Raw genomic sequence first — 18,944 nt, forward strand, 5'->3', positions numbered from 1 at the left:
TGCAGTTTTTTATTTTGATGGAGTGTATTTAAGCACAACTGCTGTTCTACGGTCTATAACAACACCATCCTTACAAAGTAACCCCGTGTTTAACACTTCATCCACAAAACCTCCAAAACACTGCCTAGCACTATGAAATACCAGCTTAAATGCGGAAGTATCGCCCAACATATGTACATAGCTATTGCTTGGATGAAAATTGAAAATGAATGTATAATTCCCTTTGATAAATGCTAAAACTTTATTGGATTCATGTACCAATAGAAGACGAGCTGGTTCTTTATACAAGTCGTTACTAGTTAAAAAGCTTAGCATAGCTGCATCAAAGTTATAAAGATACTCATATTTTAGATTTGGATTATCTACTAAACTCCATTGACGTCTTGCGTATTTATAACTCCAACCGTTGCCTTCGCGAGGAAAGTCAATCCATTCAGGATGTCCAAATTCATTACCCATAAAGTTGAGATATCCATCGCCTCCAACAGCACAGGTAATGAAGCGTAATATTTTGTGCAAGGTAATGGCCCTATCAATTCTTTCGTTTTTGCCGTCCTTATTCATATTCCAGTACATGTCCTGGTCTGCCAACCAGAACATCAAGGTTTTGTCACCTACGAGTGCTTGGTCGTGTGATTCAGTGTAGCCAATTACTTTTTCCTGTGGCCGACGATTGGTCAGCTCATGCCAGAATTCCCCCATATGCCAATTCTCGTCTTTGGTTCTCATCATCTTGATTAACAAATCAGGCAAACCCATGCCAAGACGGTAATCAAAGCCGATACCTCCATCAGTAATTGGTAGGCACATACCTGGCATCCCACTCATGTCCTCCGCTATAAGTATGGAGTTTGGATTTACTTCTTTTGCAAGCTCGGTGGCCAACTGAAGGTATGTAATCGATTCAAGGTCGGTATCCATAGAAAAATATTTTTTGTAGTTGTCAAAAGCGGTTCCCCTTCCGTGATGATGATACATCATAGAAGTCACACCGTCAAAACGAAAGCCATCTAAGTGATATTCAGTTAACCAATATTTAATATTGGACAGTAGAAAATGTTGGACTTCTAGCTTTCCATAGTTGAATAAGCGTGTGTGCCAATCAGGATGATCACCTTTATTTCCATGATGACAAAATTGATAATCCGTTCCGTCAAATTCAGCTAATCCCTCAACCGTATTTTTTACGGTATGAGAGTGTACTAAATCCATAATGACCGCAATTCCCACACTATGAGCTTTATCTACAAGAGCCTTAAAGTCTTCTGGTGTTCCAAAGCGAGAAGATACTGCAAAGAAATTGGATACCTGATATCCAAAGGAGCCATAATAGGGATGCTCCATGATCGCCATAATTTGGATTGCTGTGTAGCCTTGCTTTTTAATGCGGGGCAGCACGTTGTCTGCAAACTCTAAGAATGAAGATACACTTTCTTTTTCACCAGACATACCTATGTGGCATTCGTAAATATATAAAGGCTGCTGTGGTACAAATCCCTTGTCATTCCAGTTAAAAGGAACAGGTGGGTTCCATATCATTCCGTCAAATTGATTTGACTCAGAGTTTTGCACTATTCGCTTACAATATAGCGGTATACGGTCATATATATGGTTGTTGGCTTTGATTTTCAGTTTGACCCTTGAACCATGTGGAAGTTCTCCCTCAACAAGTAGCTCCCAGACTCCGTTGTCCAACCTTTTCAACTTGTGAACTTGGTCATTCCAGTTGTTAAAATCACCAATGAGGTAAATGTCTTGAGCATTTGGAGCCCATTCTCTGTATACCCAGCCATTGTCTTTCTCATGAAAACCAAAATAAAGATGACCATTGACAAAAGACGAAAGCATTTTGTCGTCTTCAACTAGTTTGCGTCTGGCTTTTTTATAACAATTCATGCGTAATTCTATATCACCCGCAAAAGGACTCAGATATGGGTCAATTTGTAAAATGCGATAGTCTTGATTCATAATATACTAACCCCCTCAGTTATATTATAACATTTTTCTGCTCAGGGCTGAATTTTTGGTATGGTTTGGTACTTGGTACTGCGTGGTCTGGTGGGATATTTTAATATGTTATCACAAAATTTTAATATACTAATTGATAGGAGGGCATATATTATTTCACATGCAAAAGGATACCTGCTATATGAGTTTCTCCATGAATCCTTCCGCTCCCCCGACATACACGAAGCCTATAGATATAACATCTGACTCGGAAATATTGTTGTAACTGTACAGAAAGAAAGCGGAAATATTAATCAGTCCATCCTCTGAAAGATCCTCATATTCCTTAGTATAATGTTATCTACATCGCCAATGCCAAGTCCATACACAAGAATCTTGCCCGATTCAACACTCCCATTAATTCCGGCCTATCTGGAATTAATCTCAAGCAACTGTCCGATTTCCATAATCAAAGTATTCTTCTGTGTCATACCTAACTACTGCAAGTTTAGTATGCTGTTTCAAGTTCCTGTATTCACCATGGACAGGCATGAAGTACTTAGGTTTGACAAGTTGATGCATCAACTTAAGCTCTTTCTGGCACATGTGACCAGTTGAATATCAGCCAATTCTTCAGATATTACTTCCAGTGTATGCCAATAATAAGGAAAATAAATCTGACAATCATATTTTTATGTGTTACTATGTAGATGAGGTGAATAATTTGAATGAAAATTCTTGGTATGATTTTGAAAAGCTCTCCGATGATGCGAAAAAAAATTTTCTGATTCGTATGAAGCCTATTGCAGAAAGAACCGGAAGAACCGATTTAATTCTATATAATAAGTATGCAGAGCAGTTTGGATTAATAAAAATCAAACCTTTTTTCTGAGATATATAAAGAAGTGCGTAGAAAATTGAGCCGTAAGGCTCTTTTTTATAACGCATAGGAAAGTTTAATTCTATCTTAACATATCACTTTTCGTTAAATACATTTCAAGATAGTTCACCTTAATGCTTTTAGCAGTCTAGGAATACCTAAGCATAAATAGGAAATGCCAATTTTTTATTTATATCTAGGGGTAGTGGGAGCATCCGTGCTCTGTACTGAAATGTATTTGGTAATATATGTTAATTATTCTTTGCATTCTAAGTGATACTCCCAAAAATAACTTTTAGCCCCTAACTAGCAAAAATATCTATTGGTATTCTTTCATTCATATTCAGATCAAAATTCCCATAAGGGTTTATATGAGTATAAATAAGTGGTGTTAATGCTCTAAAATCTTCTGGAGTCATGATTTCAAGCCATTTACTTTGTGAAAGAATTTTTTGAATCATCAACGTATTGACGTAGACAAGGCAATTTTGCAATAAGTGTAATGTTAAAACAGCAATTTCTTGGTCTTCATAGCGATTAGTTGATATTTCTCCTCCCTTTCCATAAAAGATGAAACCATTGGCTGAATTCCAGTTTTCAACAACATTTAGTCCTTGGTGAATTTCAATTCTTAATTCCTCTGACCTCAGATACTCACAAAGAAAAATGGTCTTTATGGCTTTACCCAGTTCCATAAATGCAAGATAAGTAGGATGTTTAATTTCATTATTTCTTTGAAATCGTTTCATTATTGCTTCTGTTTCAGCTGTTCCTAAACGTAAGGCAGTGGCATATTTAACCATTTGATCGTACTGCTGCCGGATAAGTTCCCAATTAGCATTTCTTGTTAACACTGGTTGTAAATTAGGAAACATATTTATTATGCCAGCATCAGGTCTATATAATTTTGCCTTTCCAATATTTTTTAAACGAGGCATTAAATTAAACCCTAAAAGATGGCAGAAAGCAAATGCAACTTCACTTTGTCCATGGGTATCTACAAAATTCTTCTCAATTTCCACATCAGTACAGTGCTTTAATAGTCCTTCTATCATTGCTGAAACTTCTGATGATGAGCAGGTCTTTAATTGAGAGTATATGCAAACTGAATTTTTTTCGACATGCCAGTATATCATTATACCTCTCCCACGGTAACGAGCATGCCATTCTGTCAGTATATTTTGATCCCATGCTCCAACTTGCTTTGAATCAGAGGCACATGTTGTAGTACCTTCACCCCAAATATCTTTGACTCTGGAGGTAAGTATTGCATTAACTACGGCTGAAATAGCATTTCTAAGATTGTCCTTATTTATAAATTTTCTTCTTATATAAAGTAAATCCTGAAATGATTCACCATGATTACCCGCAGAGACACGCTTTAATCCTGTATTTGTACCTAATCCAAATAAAGAAAGAATTAATCTCTTTTGAATTACTGAACGGTCTAAACGTTCATAAGTTGCAAGTGTTTTAAAATGATCAGTGAAATTTAATCTTAAATCTGCTTCCTTAAGTACATCAAGGAGGTTTGTCATTGGCCAATGCCTCATTATTTCAGCTTTAAGTTTTGATATATTTGTTGGTTCGGGCTGTGGATCATATGGTGTAATGCTAATCCAGCTCCTACCACCTCTTTCAGTAAATTTTACTTTATCATTATTAGGCATACATGCATCTAATTTTGAAAGTCCTTCATACATTGATTGACGGATATTATTGATGAATTCTTCTGAATCCAAAGGCTGCTTTAAGGCTTTGTAGTTTTCTTCTCTCCGTTCTTCAAAGTCAGTTGGTAAGTCTTCATCAGGATTTCTAAAACGATTAGCACCTATAACCCAAATTTCTTTACAACGTAGTTTATCTCTAAGTGCTTGCAATGTTATTATTTCATAATTAATACGGTTGATACGCTCTTGCCCGTTATCATCCTTTTCCAAAACCATTTCTTTTACCTTTGGTCTAATAACACCATCGATTGGGATATCTTCAATTTCAGTAAAGAAATGTGATGCAATTCCTGTATATTTTTTTATTAATTCTAAAGCATTTATTACTGGACGGTGAACATCATTATTAGAGCAAAACTCAAGAATATTTAATATTTGAGGAACCATTCGTCTATAATGTGTTCCATATGAAGCCCTCATAACAGTGTGAACTTTTTGACGATACTTTGAACCGGTATTTTTAAATTCTTTTACCAGTGCTTTTAATTTATTTTCATTTACTACTGGATATAAAACATTTCTAACTATACCATCAGGATTATTCAAAGCAGCATCTGCCATCTGGAATAATAAATTTGTCTTTCCGTTTACACGTCTGAAATCGTTTAGTAATTCTTTATCTACTTTTCTTTCGGCTCTTACACCTATTCTATGTATTATTTGAATAAGAAGCTCTATGAGATTATCCGTAATTTCTCTGCTTCTAAGCCAAAAGAATGCCGAAAGTATAGTATAACGAACATGTTCTGGATGTCGTCGAAGCTCTGGAAGTTTTTCTGATACTGCTCTAAGTTTATACCGCTTAACAATCTTCTGAGGAATGTTATTAAAAAGGTTATCAGGAAGACCTAATTGACGAATAGTTCTTAATTTTGTTATTTCACGGAATATGCTTTCAAGACCAATACGTCCAGGATCAGCTCTTAACTCACTGAATGACATTGAGTCTGCATCAGAAGTATAATCAACTTCTGTTTCATCATAAATGGCAAGATCATTAATAAGGTTTTCCATTTTGGAGATAGTTTCTTTTGACATTTTTTGATAAGTTTCCTGAAACAATTGATTTTCATATGCATAAATAGCGGACTTAATTATTCTGTCAATTCGTTCTACAGAAGGCGGTTCTATTTGTAATGATCTGAACTTCTTGTATGCTTCTTCTTTAAGGTTTTCAGTATCTGCTTCATGATAAAAAACTTGTTTGCTTAGCCAATCTGTTATATTTTGGGCATCATCATTTGTTGATTCTCTAAATCCAAAGTATTCTCTTATTTGTGCCTTGTGGTTAAAGAACATTCTGCTGCTAATATCATAATTGTCAAATATATGATCTTCAATTTGAGTTTGTTTGGATATATATTTTATTACTGCTTTTGGTATTTCATTTTTTGAATATGGAAACCTTGCTTCATACTGGAAAAACTTAAACATTACAGCAAATCCAATACGAGTGTTTCCAGTTTTATTCCTTATAAGAGTAAGTTCATTAGGTAAAAAAGTAAAATGATCTATTAATTCCTCTAATTCCCAATTTCTTTTCAAACTGACATTCCTCCAATCAAAAATTTGTAAATATTAACTGCTCAAAAAACTATAGTTTTATGATACATATTTTTTTAAAGCAAAAATAGCTTATTTACGTTAAATTTTTGTTATAATTGTGTATCATCATGTTTAATACTTTTTTGAGACATTTTATTGTATAATATTATTGATACTCTGAAAGAAAGGTTTGAATTTATGAATATATCTTATGAAAGAGTTTCTACCATTAGACAAGATGAGCGGAGGCAGGAATTATGCCTTGATAATTATAAGATAGATAAGAAGTATATTGATAAAGCTACTGGAAAAAACTCAGATAGACCACAGTTAAATAAACTTATGGTCGAATCTATAAAGGGTGACAATATATACGTTGAGAGTATTAGTAGGCTTGGCAGAAACGTTGATGATCTTCGTAAGATCACTGAATATTTCAAAGAAAAAGGTATCACTGTTCATTTTATAAAGGAAGGTTTCAATACTGATGGAAATATGTATAAATTTTTACTTACCATCCTTGGAGCTGTTGCAGAGATGGAAAGAGAAATCATTGTTGAAAGAGTAAGAGAAGGAATTGAAAAGGCGAAAAAATTCGGAACTAAAAGTGGCATTGCTATTGGCAGGCCGGAAAGAACTATACCAAAAGATTTTGAAAAGTATTATAAAAGATGGAAGTCGAAAGAAATAAAGGCTACAGAGTTCGCGAAATTGATAGGTGTAAGCAGAGCAACTCTTTATAGATATATTGCTGTGTATGAAAGTAATTTTAAGTAAATTTATGACATTGTTCCTGAGATTGACTGATATTGGGGTATGGCAAGGGTATGGCAATGATTCGTTTTACAGCCATAATACATATAATTCCACTATCGGATTATATATCTTATTATTAGTATGCTCAGCATGGACGATAACTTGGCGGTGAACGTCTGCTGTTAACATGGTAGTGTGAAACACTAGCCGAAGGCAAGGGTGTCCATCGTGAGATGAAATCTGAAAGAAGCCCTAGGCAAAGTCTTGGTCTGAGGAACACGAACCACATATAAGGCTTACTTGAGACTGACGAGTTTGATAAACAAAGTCCAACACTCCCCAATCTCGAGGAGTATATGTGGCAGATATGTATTATATGAAGGAAGTTCATAGTAGTTTCTTGTTAATTCTTCAATAGCAACTTTTATAAGGTCAGCAAGTTCCTCTTTGGTTTTGACTGCGTCTCGCATAGCCGTTGAAACAATATGCCTAGCTGATTTATCAAATGGCTTTGTTTAAAATAATCTCTTAATGTTTTTATATGTCTTGGTCTTGTTCCATGATCCTCCATTTGACTAATGTTAAAATATAGAATTAGATTTTTACACCTCATTTTACGACAACTTAACCTGAGGTTTATATAAACTTAAACTTGATAATTTATATTTATGATTGTTTAATACTTGGAAAATACCTTAGACCAAAATTGAAATTATCTAAAAGATTAGGGAGGCTAAGACATGAGGAATTTTATTAAAAGAGCCATTGCATTGTTTGTTGTAACAATGCAAGTATCAGTGCTATTACCACAGATTTCGTTAGCAGAAAATACTGCAAGCACTAATGTTTTTGTAGCAAAAGATGCAGAATGGAAATATCTTGACAATGGTGTGGATTTAGGAGCAACTTTTCGTGCAGTTAACTTTGACGATTCAAGCTGGAAGACTGGTAAAGCTCCATTAGGATTCGGTGATGACTACTCAGAAACAGATCCTACACTTCCACTTGCCACTACTATTAATTATGGTGATCCAAGCAATAAGTATATGACAACATATTTCAGAAAACAGTTTGAAGTAAACGGGCTTAGCAATTACAATAGCTTGGATGTATATATCCACGTAGATGATGGTGCTGTTGTATATATCAACGGAACTGAAGCATTCAGAAGAGGAATTGCTGATGGTATTGATGTACAGTATAATACAGGTGCCAAATTTTCGAAGAAAGAAGAAACATTTAAACTTCCAGTGGAAGCTTTAAAAGAAGGTGTGAACACAATAGCTGCAGAAGTTCACCAGGATGATGGTCAGAGCTCAGATTTGTGGTTTGAAATGTATATTAAAGGAAGTATGGATGCTGTAGCTACTCCTACTTCCACAGTGACTTCTACATCTACTCAGATATTAAACAGCACTCCAACTGTTGCTTCAAAAGATTTCAATATAAAGAATCCATATTCATTGATAGACTGGAATACATTTGGTCAATATAAGGCAGATTTTCATGCACATTCAGTTGAAAGTGATGGAGCAAATCAGCCAGCTGATATGATTGAGGAGCATTATAAAAAAGGATTTGACATTTTAGCGATGACAGATCATAATTTTTTAAGCACAACTTGGGATAGAACTGACAGGACTGGAAAAACTTATCTTACAACTGATAGACTTAACCAGATAAAAACAGGATCAGACAGAGGAAACCGTGGAATGACAGCTTTGCCAAATTCAGACGAGCAGTCAATATCTGATCATTTGAACTCCTTTTTTGCACCATTTAACAATGAAACAGGTGCTACACTTGAAATCAGTATTGCAAAGTGTCAAGAATTAGGTGGTATATCCCATATCAATCATCCTGGAAGATATACCGGAGGAGCAGGACAGACTGGAGCAGCAGGAGAAGCAGCATCCAACAACCCTGCAACTGTTTCAAAATATGTTAACCTTTTCAATAAATATTCATCATGTGTAGGTATGGAAATTATCAACAAAAAAGATGGTGATTCTGCAAGTGACAGAATTTTGTGGGACAATATATTGAGCCAAACTATGCCTAACCGTCCTGTATGGGGATTTTCAAATGATGATACGCATTCCCTGGCTGCAACTGGATATAGCTACAACATGATGTTGTTGCCTGAAAATACTTTGGCAAATGTAAGAAGTTCCATGGAAAATGGTACTTTTTATGCAGTAGCACTGGTATCATACAGAGAGTTAGGTTCAAATTTTGTGGCAAGCGGTCCTGCACCTATAATTACTAATATATCTGTTAATCAGCAGGATGACAGCATATCAATATCTGGCAAAAATTATGATACAATAGAATGGATTTCAAATGGAACAATTATTGCAACTGGTAATACAATAGACTTGAATAATTATGAAGCCAAGGTAGGTACTTATGTACGTGCACAGCTTAAAGGTGCAGGTGGAATAAGTTTCACACAGCCTTTCGGAGTTGAGGAAGCACCTGTATCAACATCTACATCAACAAACACACCAACGAACACGCCAACACCAATACCAAATAATAATGATAAAATGCCTTCCCAAATAGGGTTAGGTATGACAACTGATCCACAGACAAGCATGAGTATAAACTGGACAACAGTTGATACTACCTTAACAGATGCAAAGGTCAGTGTTTGGGAAAAAACTTATGGTGAAACTGGAGCAGGTGCTTATACTGCTAAAATTGAAAAAAGAACTGTTTCATCATCTACTTTAAAAGATAAAAACAATCAGGCTGTAACAAGTAAAAACTTTTATTCAACAACATTAACAGGATTGAAGGCAAATACAGAGTATCAATATAGATGCGGAACAACAGGTATGATGAGTGAAATAAAAAGTTTCAAGACAGCACAGGATAATCAAGACACATATACATACATATATATGTCAGACTCTCAGGTATCAGGCAATAACTCAAAAGGATGGAATGCAAACCTAGATATAATAAAGAATAAGTATCCAAATGCGAAATTTATATACATTGCAGGAGACCTTACCGATACTGCGGCTAATGAAGGCCAATGGGAATCCTTCTTTAACCAGCCTGGTAATGCTCAGTATAACCAAACATTCGGTGGCAGCTTGATTTCAGAAATTCCACTTGCTGCTGTAATGGGAAATCATGATGCTTCAAATGGCGGAATAGGTGGAATGAGCAGCCACTATACATGGGGAAGCAAGGTTAATGGTGTACCAGTGTCCTATGCATTTACATATGGTGCTGCACGTTTTATAATGATTAATCTCGAAAATGCATACTCAATGAGTAATACTGCTTTACGTTCTGCACAGACTGAATTTTTAAAGAATGAAGTAGCTTATGCTAAAAAGAATAACCTTTGGACAATTGTTGGTTACCACAAGTCACTTTACTCCGGTGGAGACCATATGGATGATGCTGACGTAATAGATAACAGAAAATATTGGGCACCAATTTTTGCACAATTAAATGTTGATGCTGTATTACAAGGTCATGACCACATACTGAGCCGTGGTTTTGTTAAAGCAGATGGAACAAAGGCACCAGTTACAACAAAAGTAGAAGACAGAAAATATACAGCAAAGCAGCCTGATAATGCACCTCTTTATTATGTTGGAAACTGTGGTAGTACATTAAAATTTTATTCAATGCTGACAAATAACAATTGGATAAAGCCTGGTGACCCAGTTGCTCCAAATTATGAGTTCCTAGATTTAAATTCAGCTGCACCTGTAGGTAGTGTTCTCAACCCACTTGGACCAATGACTGATGATAATCAAGAAGGTGTAGACCCTAATTTTATAAGAATGCCTACATTTACAGCAGTAACTGTGTCAAAGAACAGTATGAAATATGAAACTTATATGACAGGATTTAATAGAGATACTAATACAATTGTAAAAGATACTTTCCTTTATGATAGTTTCACATTAACAAAAGATGTTAAAGTAACCGCAGGCTCAGCAACAACTAATCCAAATAAGAATGTAACAATAAAAGTTAAAATGAATCAAATGGATAAAGTAGGAGGCTTAAAAATTAAGCTTACCTATGATGCTGCAAACCTTACTGTAAATAATGTAACATTAGCTCAAGAGTTTAGTTTAGCAAATGTAAATACAAATATACCTGGAGAGATATTATTTAATGGAATTAATAGTGATGGTATAACTAATTCCAGCATTGATATTGCAACTATTACTTTTAAGGCTAGATCAGATATAGATGTTTCAACATTACCAATGAACATATCTTTGAAGGTTGCTTCTGCAGAAGCATGTAATTTGGATTTCCAAGAGATTGGGCCAATATATACAGAGGATGGTACAATAACAATTGTTCCTACAGTGCTTCCTGTTGCATCTGATGTAAAATTTACCGGTGAATGTGTTGTAGGACAAACATTGACAGCAAGCTACAAATATACAGATGGCAATAACAGAACAGAGTCTGGCACTAAATTCAGATGGTTGATTAAAGATGTAGCAAATGGTGAATATAATCCAATAGAAGGTGCTGTTGATAAATCATTGAAAGTAACAAAAAACATGATTGGTAAAGCAATAAAAGTAGAAGTAACTCCAGCTAATGCAGAGGACATGGGATTGTCTGTCGCAGGTGATAATGGCAGAAATGTTGTAATAAGAATTGGTGATGTCAATAAGGATAATAAAGTTACTTATGTAGATGGACTTAAAACTCTCCAATACATTACAGGAAAAACTACACTTGATGACCAGGCATTGATAGCTGCTGATATAATAGGAATGGACGGCGTAAATGTAAACGATGTAGTAACAATACTTAAAGCAGACGTGGGATCAATAACTTTGGAATAAAATGCTTAGAAGTTTTTGATTACTATAGAAAAATCCTACTATTGACTAAGACATAGTAGGATTTTTCTATAAATAAACCGGCAATGTGGCTGCTACTAAGCCAACATCCTAGTTGTCTTAGCAAACCCACATCCTTTTCCACTTAACTGTGATTTTGGGACCTTAGCTGATGGTCTGGGCTGTTTCCCTTTGACAACGAAACTTATCTCACGCTGTCTGACTCCCAACGAGCATCTATACGGCATTAGAGTTTGATAGGGTTCGGTAACCCGGTAAGGCCCCTAGCCCATTCAGTGCTTTACCTCCGTTAGACTCCCTTGAGGCTAGCCCTAAAGCTAAAAAACAGAAAGGATACTCAAATAAAGAATTAGCACAAGACTTAGAGAATTAACTTGACAGTGTATGAATAAGGTATGGGAAATACCTCTCCTGGCACAATCAAATGTAAAAAGGAGAGTACAAGACAGGATAGTTAAGAATAAGATGAGCCTATTAGAGTTGGCAGAATACTTACAAAATCACAGCGAAGCGTGTGGCGTTAGCAGGCAACATTTTTATGATATAAAAACAAGCTTACGGTGGGGGGCTTAAAAGAATATCAAATTTGGTGCCGACTTCCATATAAATGAACCCCCATCAAACATCAGGATTTGTTTGAAGATAACGGATTAATTAAGAAATTGTTAAAGAAACACTTGAAAACATGTTGCAAGCTGAAATAGAAGATCATTTTGGACGAAAGCATCAACGGACAGAAGATAATGAACCAAACTACAGAAATGGAATTCGCCAAAAACCTTTAATAAGCAATGTAGGCGAAATGGATATTGAGTTCCGAGAGATAGGAAAGGTCAATTTAGTCGTTGAAAATCGGTACTAAGTCAAGTAAAAGTACAAGAATAATAAGAATTCTCTTATTATTCTTAGCGTTATGTCAACCTGCTTTTCATATGACTCATATTGCCGTTTTTTACTATTATAATTCATATAATAATTATTTGATTAAATAACATGTAATATTTATGGAACATATGTGATTTAAGATAGACTACTGTTGATCATTCATTCTTCTTTTAAATACACCAATAAAATCTGTAAGTAAATTAATAATTATAATAATTATTATTAGAACTAATGCTGCTCCAAAAGCTTTTTCGGTCTGATTTCCCTCACCTGCAGGAGAAGCATAAAAAATAAATGATGTTAATGTAGATCCAGTACCCTTTAATGTATTTATAATATTTGAAGGCATCCACCATTCTCCAGAGCTGTTTCCCATTTTCATTGTATCTCCGAGTGTAAGCCAGACTATAGCTGTATCTCCAATTATCCTTCCGATACCTAGAGTCACAGCAGTAATAAGACCGTCTTTTGAGGCTGGAAGTACAACTTTTAAAACAGTTTGAAGCTTTGATGCTCCCAAAGCTAATGAGGCTTCTCTGTAATTAACTGGTACATTTTTTAGTGCTTCTTCACAAGTTTTTATCATGTAAGGCAATACCATTATTGCCATAGTTATTCCTGAAACAAGAAATGATCTTCCCAAAGCCTTGTCAGAGCCAGGAACCATTTCGCTTAAAAAAGCAAATTGAGGATTTGTAAATACTGCTAACGCAAAAATCGCTATGATTATTGTAGGAACTCCTGAAAGCACTTCGATTCCCATTCTTAAAACTGAAGCCAGTTTATTCTTTGCTGCATACTCGTTTAAATACATTGCTGTGATCAATGACCATGGAAATGCAACTACTAAGCCTATCAGAGTAAGAATCAAGCTGCCAAGTATAGGTGAACTTATGCCTCCACTCATTTTTTCATTTGAAGTTGGAGCAGGTGCTTTTAGAATAAAATCCGGTGACAGCTGGGATATTCCATTTATTATTAAATATATAATTATTCCTAGACATATACACACAGTAAAACTCATTGCCAACCAGGATATTAAATAGCCTAAATAATCTCGCATAATTCTCTTATTCAATTCCAACCCTCCTCTTTACTATATAATCAACAGCTTTTGACAAAATACTTAAGATCGTACATGTAACCAGCAGCAAAACTCCACATGCAAATAATGCTGATGATGTATATTCACCGGTCAATGTTTCCGACTTATTTACTATTGCTGAAGCCAAAGTAAGGACGGGTGTGAATAAGCTGTGAACTGGACTTATACATTGGGTAGGGTCAGGTACTATTCCTATACCTCCAATAACCATGGAAACGGCTATAGCCTCACCTGTAGCTGCTCCAATTGCAAGAATTATACCTGCGAATATCCCTGATTTTGCTGACGGAATTAAAACTTTTATAATTGTTCGCCATGGTGAAAAGCCAAGTGAATATGCTGCTTCCCTATATCTTTTGGGAACTGCTTTTAAAGCATCTATCGTAAGTGCTGTTATAATTGGCAAAATCATAAAACTAAGAACAATAACACCTGCTAATAAAGATCTTCCAGTCATTTGAAAATAACCTATGTATTGAGCTTGCATTTCAATAGTAATAAACTGCTTAATAAATGGAACTATTACAAGAATACCTATCAAGCCATATATAACTGAGGGTACAGATGCAAGATACCTAATTATAATTTGAAATGGTCTTCTAAGCCAGACTGGTGCAAGCTCAGTTATGACAACTGCTGTAAGTATTCCTACAGGGGCACTTATAAGAAGTGCTCCAATAGATGTGTATAATGTTCCTATTATTAAACCAAAGACACCGAATGTCTTAATGGGCTCGTCGGCAGAAGCTCTTGCAGCCTTCCAAATTTGCTGATCAAATCCAAGATTGGTTAAAAACCCAATACCGTTTTCACTAAATACTTTAACAGATTTTATTCCAATAAAGACAAATATTATTAAAATAATGATACCACTTAATACTGCAATCAATAAAAAAGTCTTTTCAATTATAAATTCCCTGATTTTTTTCCACTTTCTATTTTGTTGTATTTCCTCATTGTTAGCAAGCTCATCACCAGATATAATATTTTTCTCACTCACCAAGTATTCCTGTTGCAAATGCATTCCACTCCTTTATGATTCAATTTCATCCTTGTAATAGTAATCAAGATTAATAAAACCCTCTTCTTCAATTATCTTTCTCCCTGCTTTACTTCTCAAAAAGTTTATATATTTTGCTTTTAAACCTTTTGCATCTCCGTTAGTCACCAGATTCAGTTTATTAACTAAAGGCCATTTCTTTTTTATAACACTATCCTTATCAGGTCTTACTCCTTCTATTGACACTGCCTTTACTGTTTCATTCAAAAACGGAAATGTTACAAAGCCGACAGCCAAAGGTTCTGATGCCACGGCTTGTCGGACTAATCCATTTGATGAATTAGGCATAGCTGTTCTTGCATATTCACCAAATTCATCAACCTTTAATATTCCTATATCATAAAATGTATTAGATGTACCAGTGCCTGCTTCCTGAACATTTACATAAACAGGATTATCATCACCCATTGCGGCTCTCCAGCTTAAGTACTTTCCTTCAAACAATTTGCAAATCTGATCCCTGTTAAGGTCATTAATTTTATTTTGATTATTTATAATTACCGCAATTCCTTCTTTAGCGACTCTGTAACTTTTGATATCCGCATTATAGTATATTTCATCTGCCGATAGTTCCCTTGTGATGTTTGCTATATCAAACTGGCCATCAAGACATGCAGTTATACCAGCTGATGACCCTCCTCCAAAAACTCTGGCATCAAATTTAGGACTAAGTTTTTTTAGTTTATCAATTGCTCTTTGGGATATGTTAATAAATGCTGATGCACCACCCATTCTGAGTGTTCCTGACATCAGTGAAAAATATTTAATATTTACACTTTTATTACTGTCATAACTTATAACTTCAGCATCAAAAGAAACCTTTACCATATCGCTAGGAAGCATAACAACTCCATCAATATTGATTGGTCCTTTTGTTAGCTCAACAACTTTTCCATTTATATCTGCATATGGCATATCCATTGCTAATTCAACCGTCCTGTCTGCCATATGTATGCTTACTTTATATTCTTCCTCGTTAAACTCATAATCTGCACCAAGGTATTCACATATGGTTTTAGCTGGAAGGTAAATTGTGCCATCATTTATTATGGGAGATTTATCATCAGCTACCTTTTCCCCATCAATAAAGAGATTCAATGAACCACCTTTATTATCAAGATCTGCAAAGTTAAATGCAGAAATTATTAATACAATATAAGAAATGATGAGTAACAGAGTTAATCCTTTTTCCTTTGTCATATCTATCCTCCCCCAAATCAAGCGTTAAACCTTTTTAAACTAATTTGCCTTTCCGCTAAATTTTATACACAAAATATTAAGTATGTATAAAATTAATGTTAAGATATCTTTATTAAATAAAAATTGGTTAGTCTAAATTTGATCTATTCAAACACATCGAAATAATTTTTATTACTTCTCCTCTTGTTATATAATTGTCCGGCTTAAAAGTATTATCACTATACCCGGTAATAATTCCTAAATTATAAGCAGATTCAATATAATCCTTTGCCCATAATGGAATAGATCTTAAGTCTTTGTAATTCAACTTTGATTTATTTTCTTGAGGAAATTTGAATGCTTTCATTACTATTACAGCCATTTCAGATCTGGTTAGCTTATTACCTGCTCTTATGGTATTGTCACTATATCCGTTAATTAATGCCCTATCAAATGCAGTCTGAATAAACCCCACAGCCCAATCTGGTAGACTGAGCTGATCTTTAAACTTGAGAGTGCATTCCTTAGCTGCTTCTAATTTTTGAGATTTCACTAACAAAACAATAGCTTCAGCTCTAGAAATATAATCATCAGGTCTTACTCTTCCATCTAAACTACCTAATAGTATTCCCCTTTTAAACAAATCTTCAATAAAATCCTGTGCCCAATGCCCATTTATATCTTTAAATGATGTACTTGCAGGCTTTTGTTTGTCACTATCAACTTTTGTGAATGGAGGTGTATCTGATATAGATAAATTAGATTGTGGAGTTTGATTTTGTGCTGTTGGATTTAGGGATGTACTTGTTTGGGGTGCTGGTGTTTGTAGTGCTGGTGTCTGGGTTGTTGACGATTGATATATTGGCTTTGGGGTAATTGGTGTTAGTTTAGTATTATCTGATTTTTTAAAAATATCTATTTCACCTTTTAGAGAATGAATATCTATTTTATTTGTGCCATCCCCTCCAATAACTGATTCTAATATAATATTTGTCTTACCATCTTCAGCATCAGATAAAATGGAAAAATTTACAGAACATATCTCAATAGATTTTGCATCTTTTATCCCATTACTGCTAGCGAATGCAAATTTAATTTCTCCATCACTATTTAGTATATTTGTGCCATGAAGCCAACTCTTTAGAAAAGTGCCTATCGAAATATCTTCTTCTTTTACATAAAGCTTTTTCTTGTCATACTTTAAAGAAAACTGCAAACCGGATATATTTTCAGGTTCATCAAGTATTAATGTTATTTTAACTTTTTCTCCTTGACCCCCAGTGCCAGAATTTACTTTTAATATAGCCTGACCTTGTGAAAACGCCGTAATAACACTAATGTAAATAAAAACAAATGCTATAAGACAAGCCTTTTTTATTTTTTTACTATCCAGCATAATTAACCCCTTTCTACAGGAAACTTAGGAATAATCTTCAATATTTTCGATCTCATGAGTATATAATCAGAAGAGTTTATAAATCCATCACCGCTTACATCAGCTGCCTTTTTCAATATATATACGGAAATTCTGTTGCCTTTTACAATAAATAAGATTTTAAAAGATAGTAATCGCCTGCATCAAAATGACCGTCTCCAGAAATATCACCAAAAATAAAATCAGGTATTGAGTCTGATATCGAAATAAATCCATCAGATTTTGTCAACAAAATATTCAACCATACATCAGCTTTACAAACATTAATGCCTTTAAACCAATTTGTATTTACTAAATTTTACACATTAAATATTAAGCTTATATTAAAATTGAAGTTAATATATCTTTATTGAATAATTATTTTAATCCAAATTTGACGCTTTAAGAAACTTGTATATAATCGCAGCAGCCTGTTCTCTCAACGAATTACTTTTTGGAATAAACTTAGTATCAGACATTCCATTTACTATTCCGAGCACATTCGCTCCCTTGACATAATCCTGTGCCCAACTACTTATATCTTTCATATCACTGAACCTATTTTTATATTTACTGACATAACCCTTAGTTTCAAGGCCATTTATATATTCATAAGCCCTCATAATCATGGCACACATCTGTTCACGTGTAATATTGCTATTAGGTTCAAACCTTCCAGCACCCATACCCTCTATAATCTTAGATTTTACCGCAGTGGCAACAAGTTTGTCGTACCATTCCCCTGCCTTAACATCTTTAAATTCACCTTTATAATCAATTAGATCCAGTTCCAATGCACGTACGATAAATGCAGCAAACTGAGCCCTTGTAACATTGTTTTGGGGTTTAAAGTTATTACTGTCAACACCCATTACCACCTTTCTTTCAACCAATTTATCAATATATACCTTTGCCCAGTGCTTGATATCAACATCATTAAAGGTTTTTAACCCTGCAGATGGTCTTTTCAAATCTGACGACAAAATTTCCAAAGTACGGGTAAAGGCCTCATCATTATTTACATGGTAAACTTTAAACTGCGTATCAACGAGGCCAAAGGGCTTTAGCACAAACCTTTTAATTCCAGGTTTAGCATCTTTTTTTACCTTGAACTTCACATTAATGATATTAGCACCATTTTTTATCGTAACTGGGTTTGTTATATTAAAATAAGCAACACGAATATTTTGCTTATTATCACTTTTATTTATAGAATTAAATTTATTAGTAAAATCAATATAGCTATTCATCAAATCTTTTTCAGGACTATTATTTAAAAGTTCAAAATTAAAATGGTCATATTCCAGTACAACCTCTACTCCTTTTGTTGTAAGGGTATTTAGATTATCTCCAGATAGTCTTAGGGACATTGTAAATTCATCACCAGGGAAATAGGTTTGTTTACCAAACTTTATATCAGGGACTACATCATCGCTTCCTTCTGCTTTTATCTGTACACTAAAAGTCAAAACAACCAAACTTATAAGGAGAATGATCAAAGTGATCTTATTCTTTATTATCATAGAATCACATCCATTATTCATAAAAAATTTACTGAAAGGAGAAGCTGTTTTGCCTCTCCAA

The 18,944-nt window shown here is 34.5% G+C and carries 14 protein-coding genes and 1 other annotated feature; of the genes, 4 read left to right on the top strand and 10 right to left on the bottom strand.

What is annotated here, in order from left to right:
* Window positions 1–9: 9 nt before the first annotated feature.
* Window positions 10–1,968, bottom strand: a complete 1,959-nt coding sequence (locus Bccel_RS14005; protein WP_036945443.1) for an alpha-amylase family glycosyl hydrolase — start codon at window positions 1,966–1,968, stop codon at window positions 10–12.
* A gap of 423 nt (window positions 1,969–2,391) precedes the next feature.
* Window positions 2,392–2,553, bottom strand: coding sequence for an MBL fold metallo-hydrolase RNA specificity domain-containing protein (locus Bccel_RS28915; protein WP_081927240.1), 162 nt, complete (start codon window positions 2,551–2,553; stop codon window positions 2,392–2,394).
* A 118-nt stretch (window positions 2,554–2,671) separates the two neighbouring features.
* On the opposite strand from Bccel_RS28915, the gene Bccel_RS30740 reads away from it, so the two are divergent.
* Complete coding sequence (locus Bccel_RS30740) at window positions 2,672–2,839, top strand: hypothetical protein (protein WP_162838932.1); 168 nt, start codon at window positions 2,672–2,674, stop codon at window positions 2,837–2,839.
* Window positions 2,840–3,129: 290 nt separating this feature from the next.
* Here the strand turns inward: Bccel_RS30740 and Bccel_RS14015 are convergent, their stop codons facing one another.
* Entirely contained in the window at window positions 3,130–6,102 is a 2,973-nt protein-coding gene (locus Bccel_RS14015; RefSeq protein ID WP_036945444.1) for a Tn3 family transposase, read from the bottom strand.
* A gap of 156 nt (window positions 6,103–6,258) precedes the next feature.
* Between Bccel_RS14015 and Bccel_RS14020 the strand changes: the two genes are divergently transcribed.
* The 3 genes from Bccel_RS14020 to Bccel_RS29670 all read left to right on the top strand — a co-directional run bounded on the left by Bccel_RS14020 (window position 6,259) and on the right by Bccel_RS29670 (window position 12,579).
* Window positions 6,259–6,879: a recombinase family protein gene (locus Bccel_RS14020; protein ID WP_338053608.1), complete on the top strand. Its 621-nt coding sequence runs from the start codon at window positions 6,259–6,261 to the stop codon at window positions 6,877–6,879.
* Between the two features lie 719 nt (window positions 6,880–7,598).
* A complete protein-coding gene (locus Bccel_RS14025) occupies window positions 7,599–11,699 on the top strand; it encodes a fibronectin type III domain-containing protein (RefSeq protein WP_036945445.1) in 4,101 nt (1,366 codons plus the stop codon).
* 176 nt (window positions 11,700–11,875) lie between these two features.
* Window positions 11,876–12,037 (bottom strand) — a sequence feature (23S ribosomal RNA rRNA prediction is too short).
* A 341-nt stretch (window positions 12,038–12,378) separates the two neighbouring features.
* Complete coding sequence (locus tag Bccel_RS29670) at window positions 12,379–12,579, top strand: transposase (RefSeq protein ID WP_276326168.1); 201 nt, start codon at window positions 12,379–12,381, stop codon at window positions 12,577–12,579.
* Window positions 12,580–12,747: 168 nt separating this feature from the next.
* On the opposite strand, the gene pstA is transcribed toward Bccel_RS29670, so the two are convergent.
* The 7 genes from pstA to Bccel_RS14050 form a co-directional block, all read right to left on the bottom strand.
* The gene (gene pstA, locus Bccel_RS14030) at window positions 12,748–13,680 is read right to left on the bottom strand and encodes a phosphate ABC transporter permease PstA (RefSeq protein ID WP_050753466.1); all 933 of its coding nucleotides are present in this window, start codon (window positions 13,678–13,680) and stop codon (window positions 12,748–12,750) included.
* Complete coding sequence (gene pstC / locus Bccel_RS14035; RefSeq protein ID WP_036944743.1) at window positions 13,673–14,725, bottom strand: phosphate ABC transporter permease subunit PstC; 1,053 nt, start codon at window positions 14,723–14,725, stop codon at window positions 13,673–13,675. The genes pstA and pstC overlap by 8 nt, the downstream gene beginning before the upstream one ends.
* Before the next feature lie 15 nt (window positions 14,726–14,740).
* Window positions 14,741–15,967 carry a stalk domain-containing protein gene (locus tag Bccel_RS14040; protein WP_036944742.1) on the bottom strand — a complete coding sequence of 409 codons (1,227 nt, stop codon included), beginning with the start codon at window positions 15,965–15,967 and terminating at the stop codon, window positions 14,741–14,743.
* Window positions 15,968–16,094: 127 nt separating this feature from the next.
* Window positions 16,095–17,342 (bottom strand): S-layer homology domain-containing protein, encoded by a 1,248-nt coding sequence (locus tag Bccel_RS14045; protein WP_036944741.1) that lies wholly within the window; start codon window positions 17,340–17,342, stop codon window positions 16,095–16,097.
* 2 nt (window positions 17,343–17,344) lie between these two features.
* Window positions 17,345–17,500, bottom strand: a complete 156-nt coding sequence (locus Bccel_RS32575) for a dockerin type I domain-containing protein (protein WP_420848047.1) — start codon at window positions 17,498–17,500, stop codon at window positions 17,345–17,347.
* The gene (locus Bccel_RS32105) at window positions 17,485–17,613 is read right to left on the bottom strand and encodes a hypothetical protein (protein ID WP_276326224.1); all 129 of its coding nucleotides are present in this window, start codon (window positions 17,611–17,613) and stop codon (window positions 17,485–17,487) included. The genes Bccel_RS32575 and Bccel_RS32105 overlap by 16 nt, the downstream gene beginning before the upstream one ends.
* 130 nt (window positions 17,614–17,743) lie before the next feature.
* Window positions 17,744–18,883, bottom strand: coding sequence for an S-layer homology domain-containing protein (locus Bccel_RS14050; RefSeq protein WP_036944739.1), 1,140 nt, complete (start codon window positions 18,881–18,883; stop codon window positions 17,744–17,746).
* Window positions 18,884–18,944: the final 61 nt, after the last annotated feature.

Origin of the sequence: Pseudobacteroides cellulosolvens ATCC 35603 = DSM 2933 (genome assembly GCF_001262605.1) — a bacterium.
Classification (GTDB): domain Bacteria; phylum Bacillota; class Clostridia; order Acetivibrionales; family DSM-2933; genus Pseudobacteroides; species Pseudobacteroides cellulosolvens.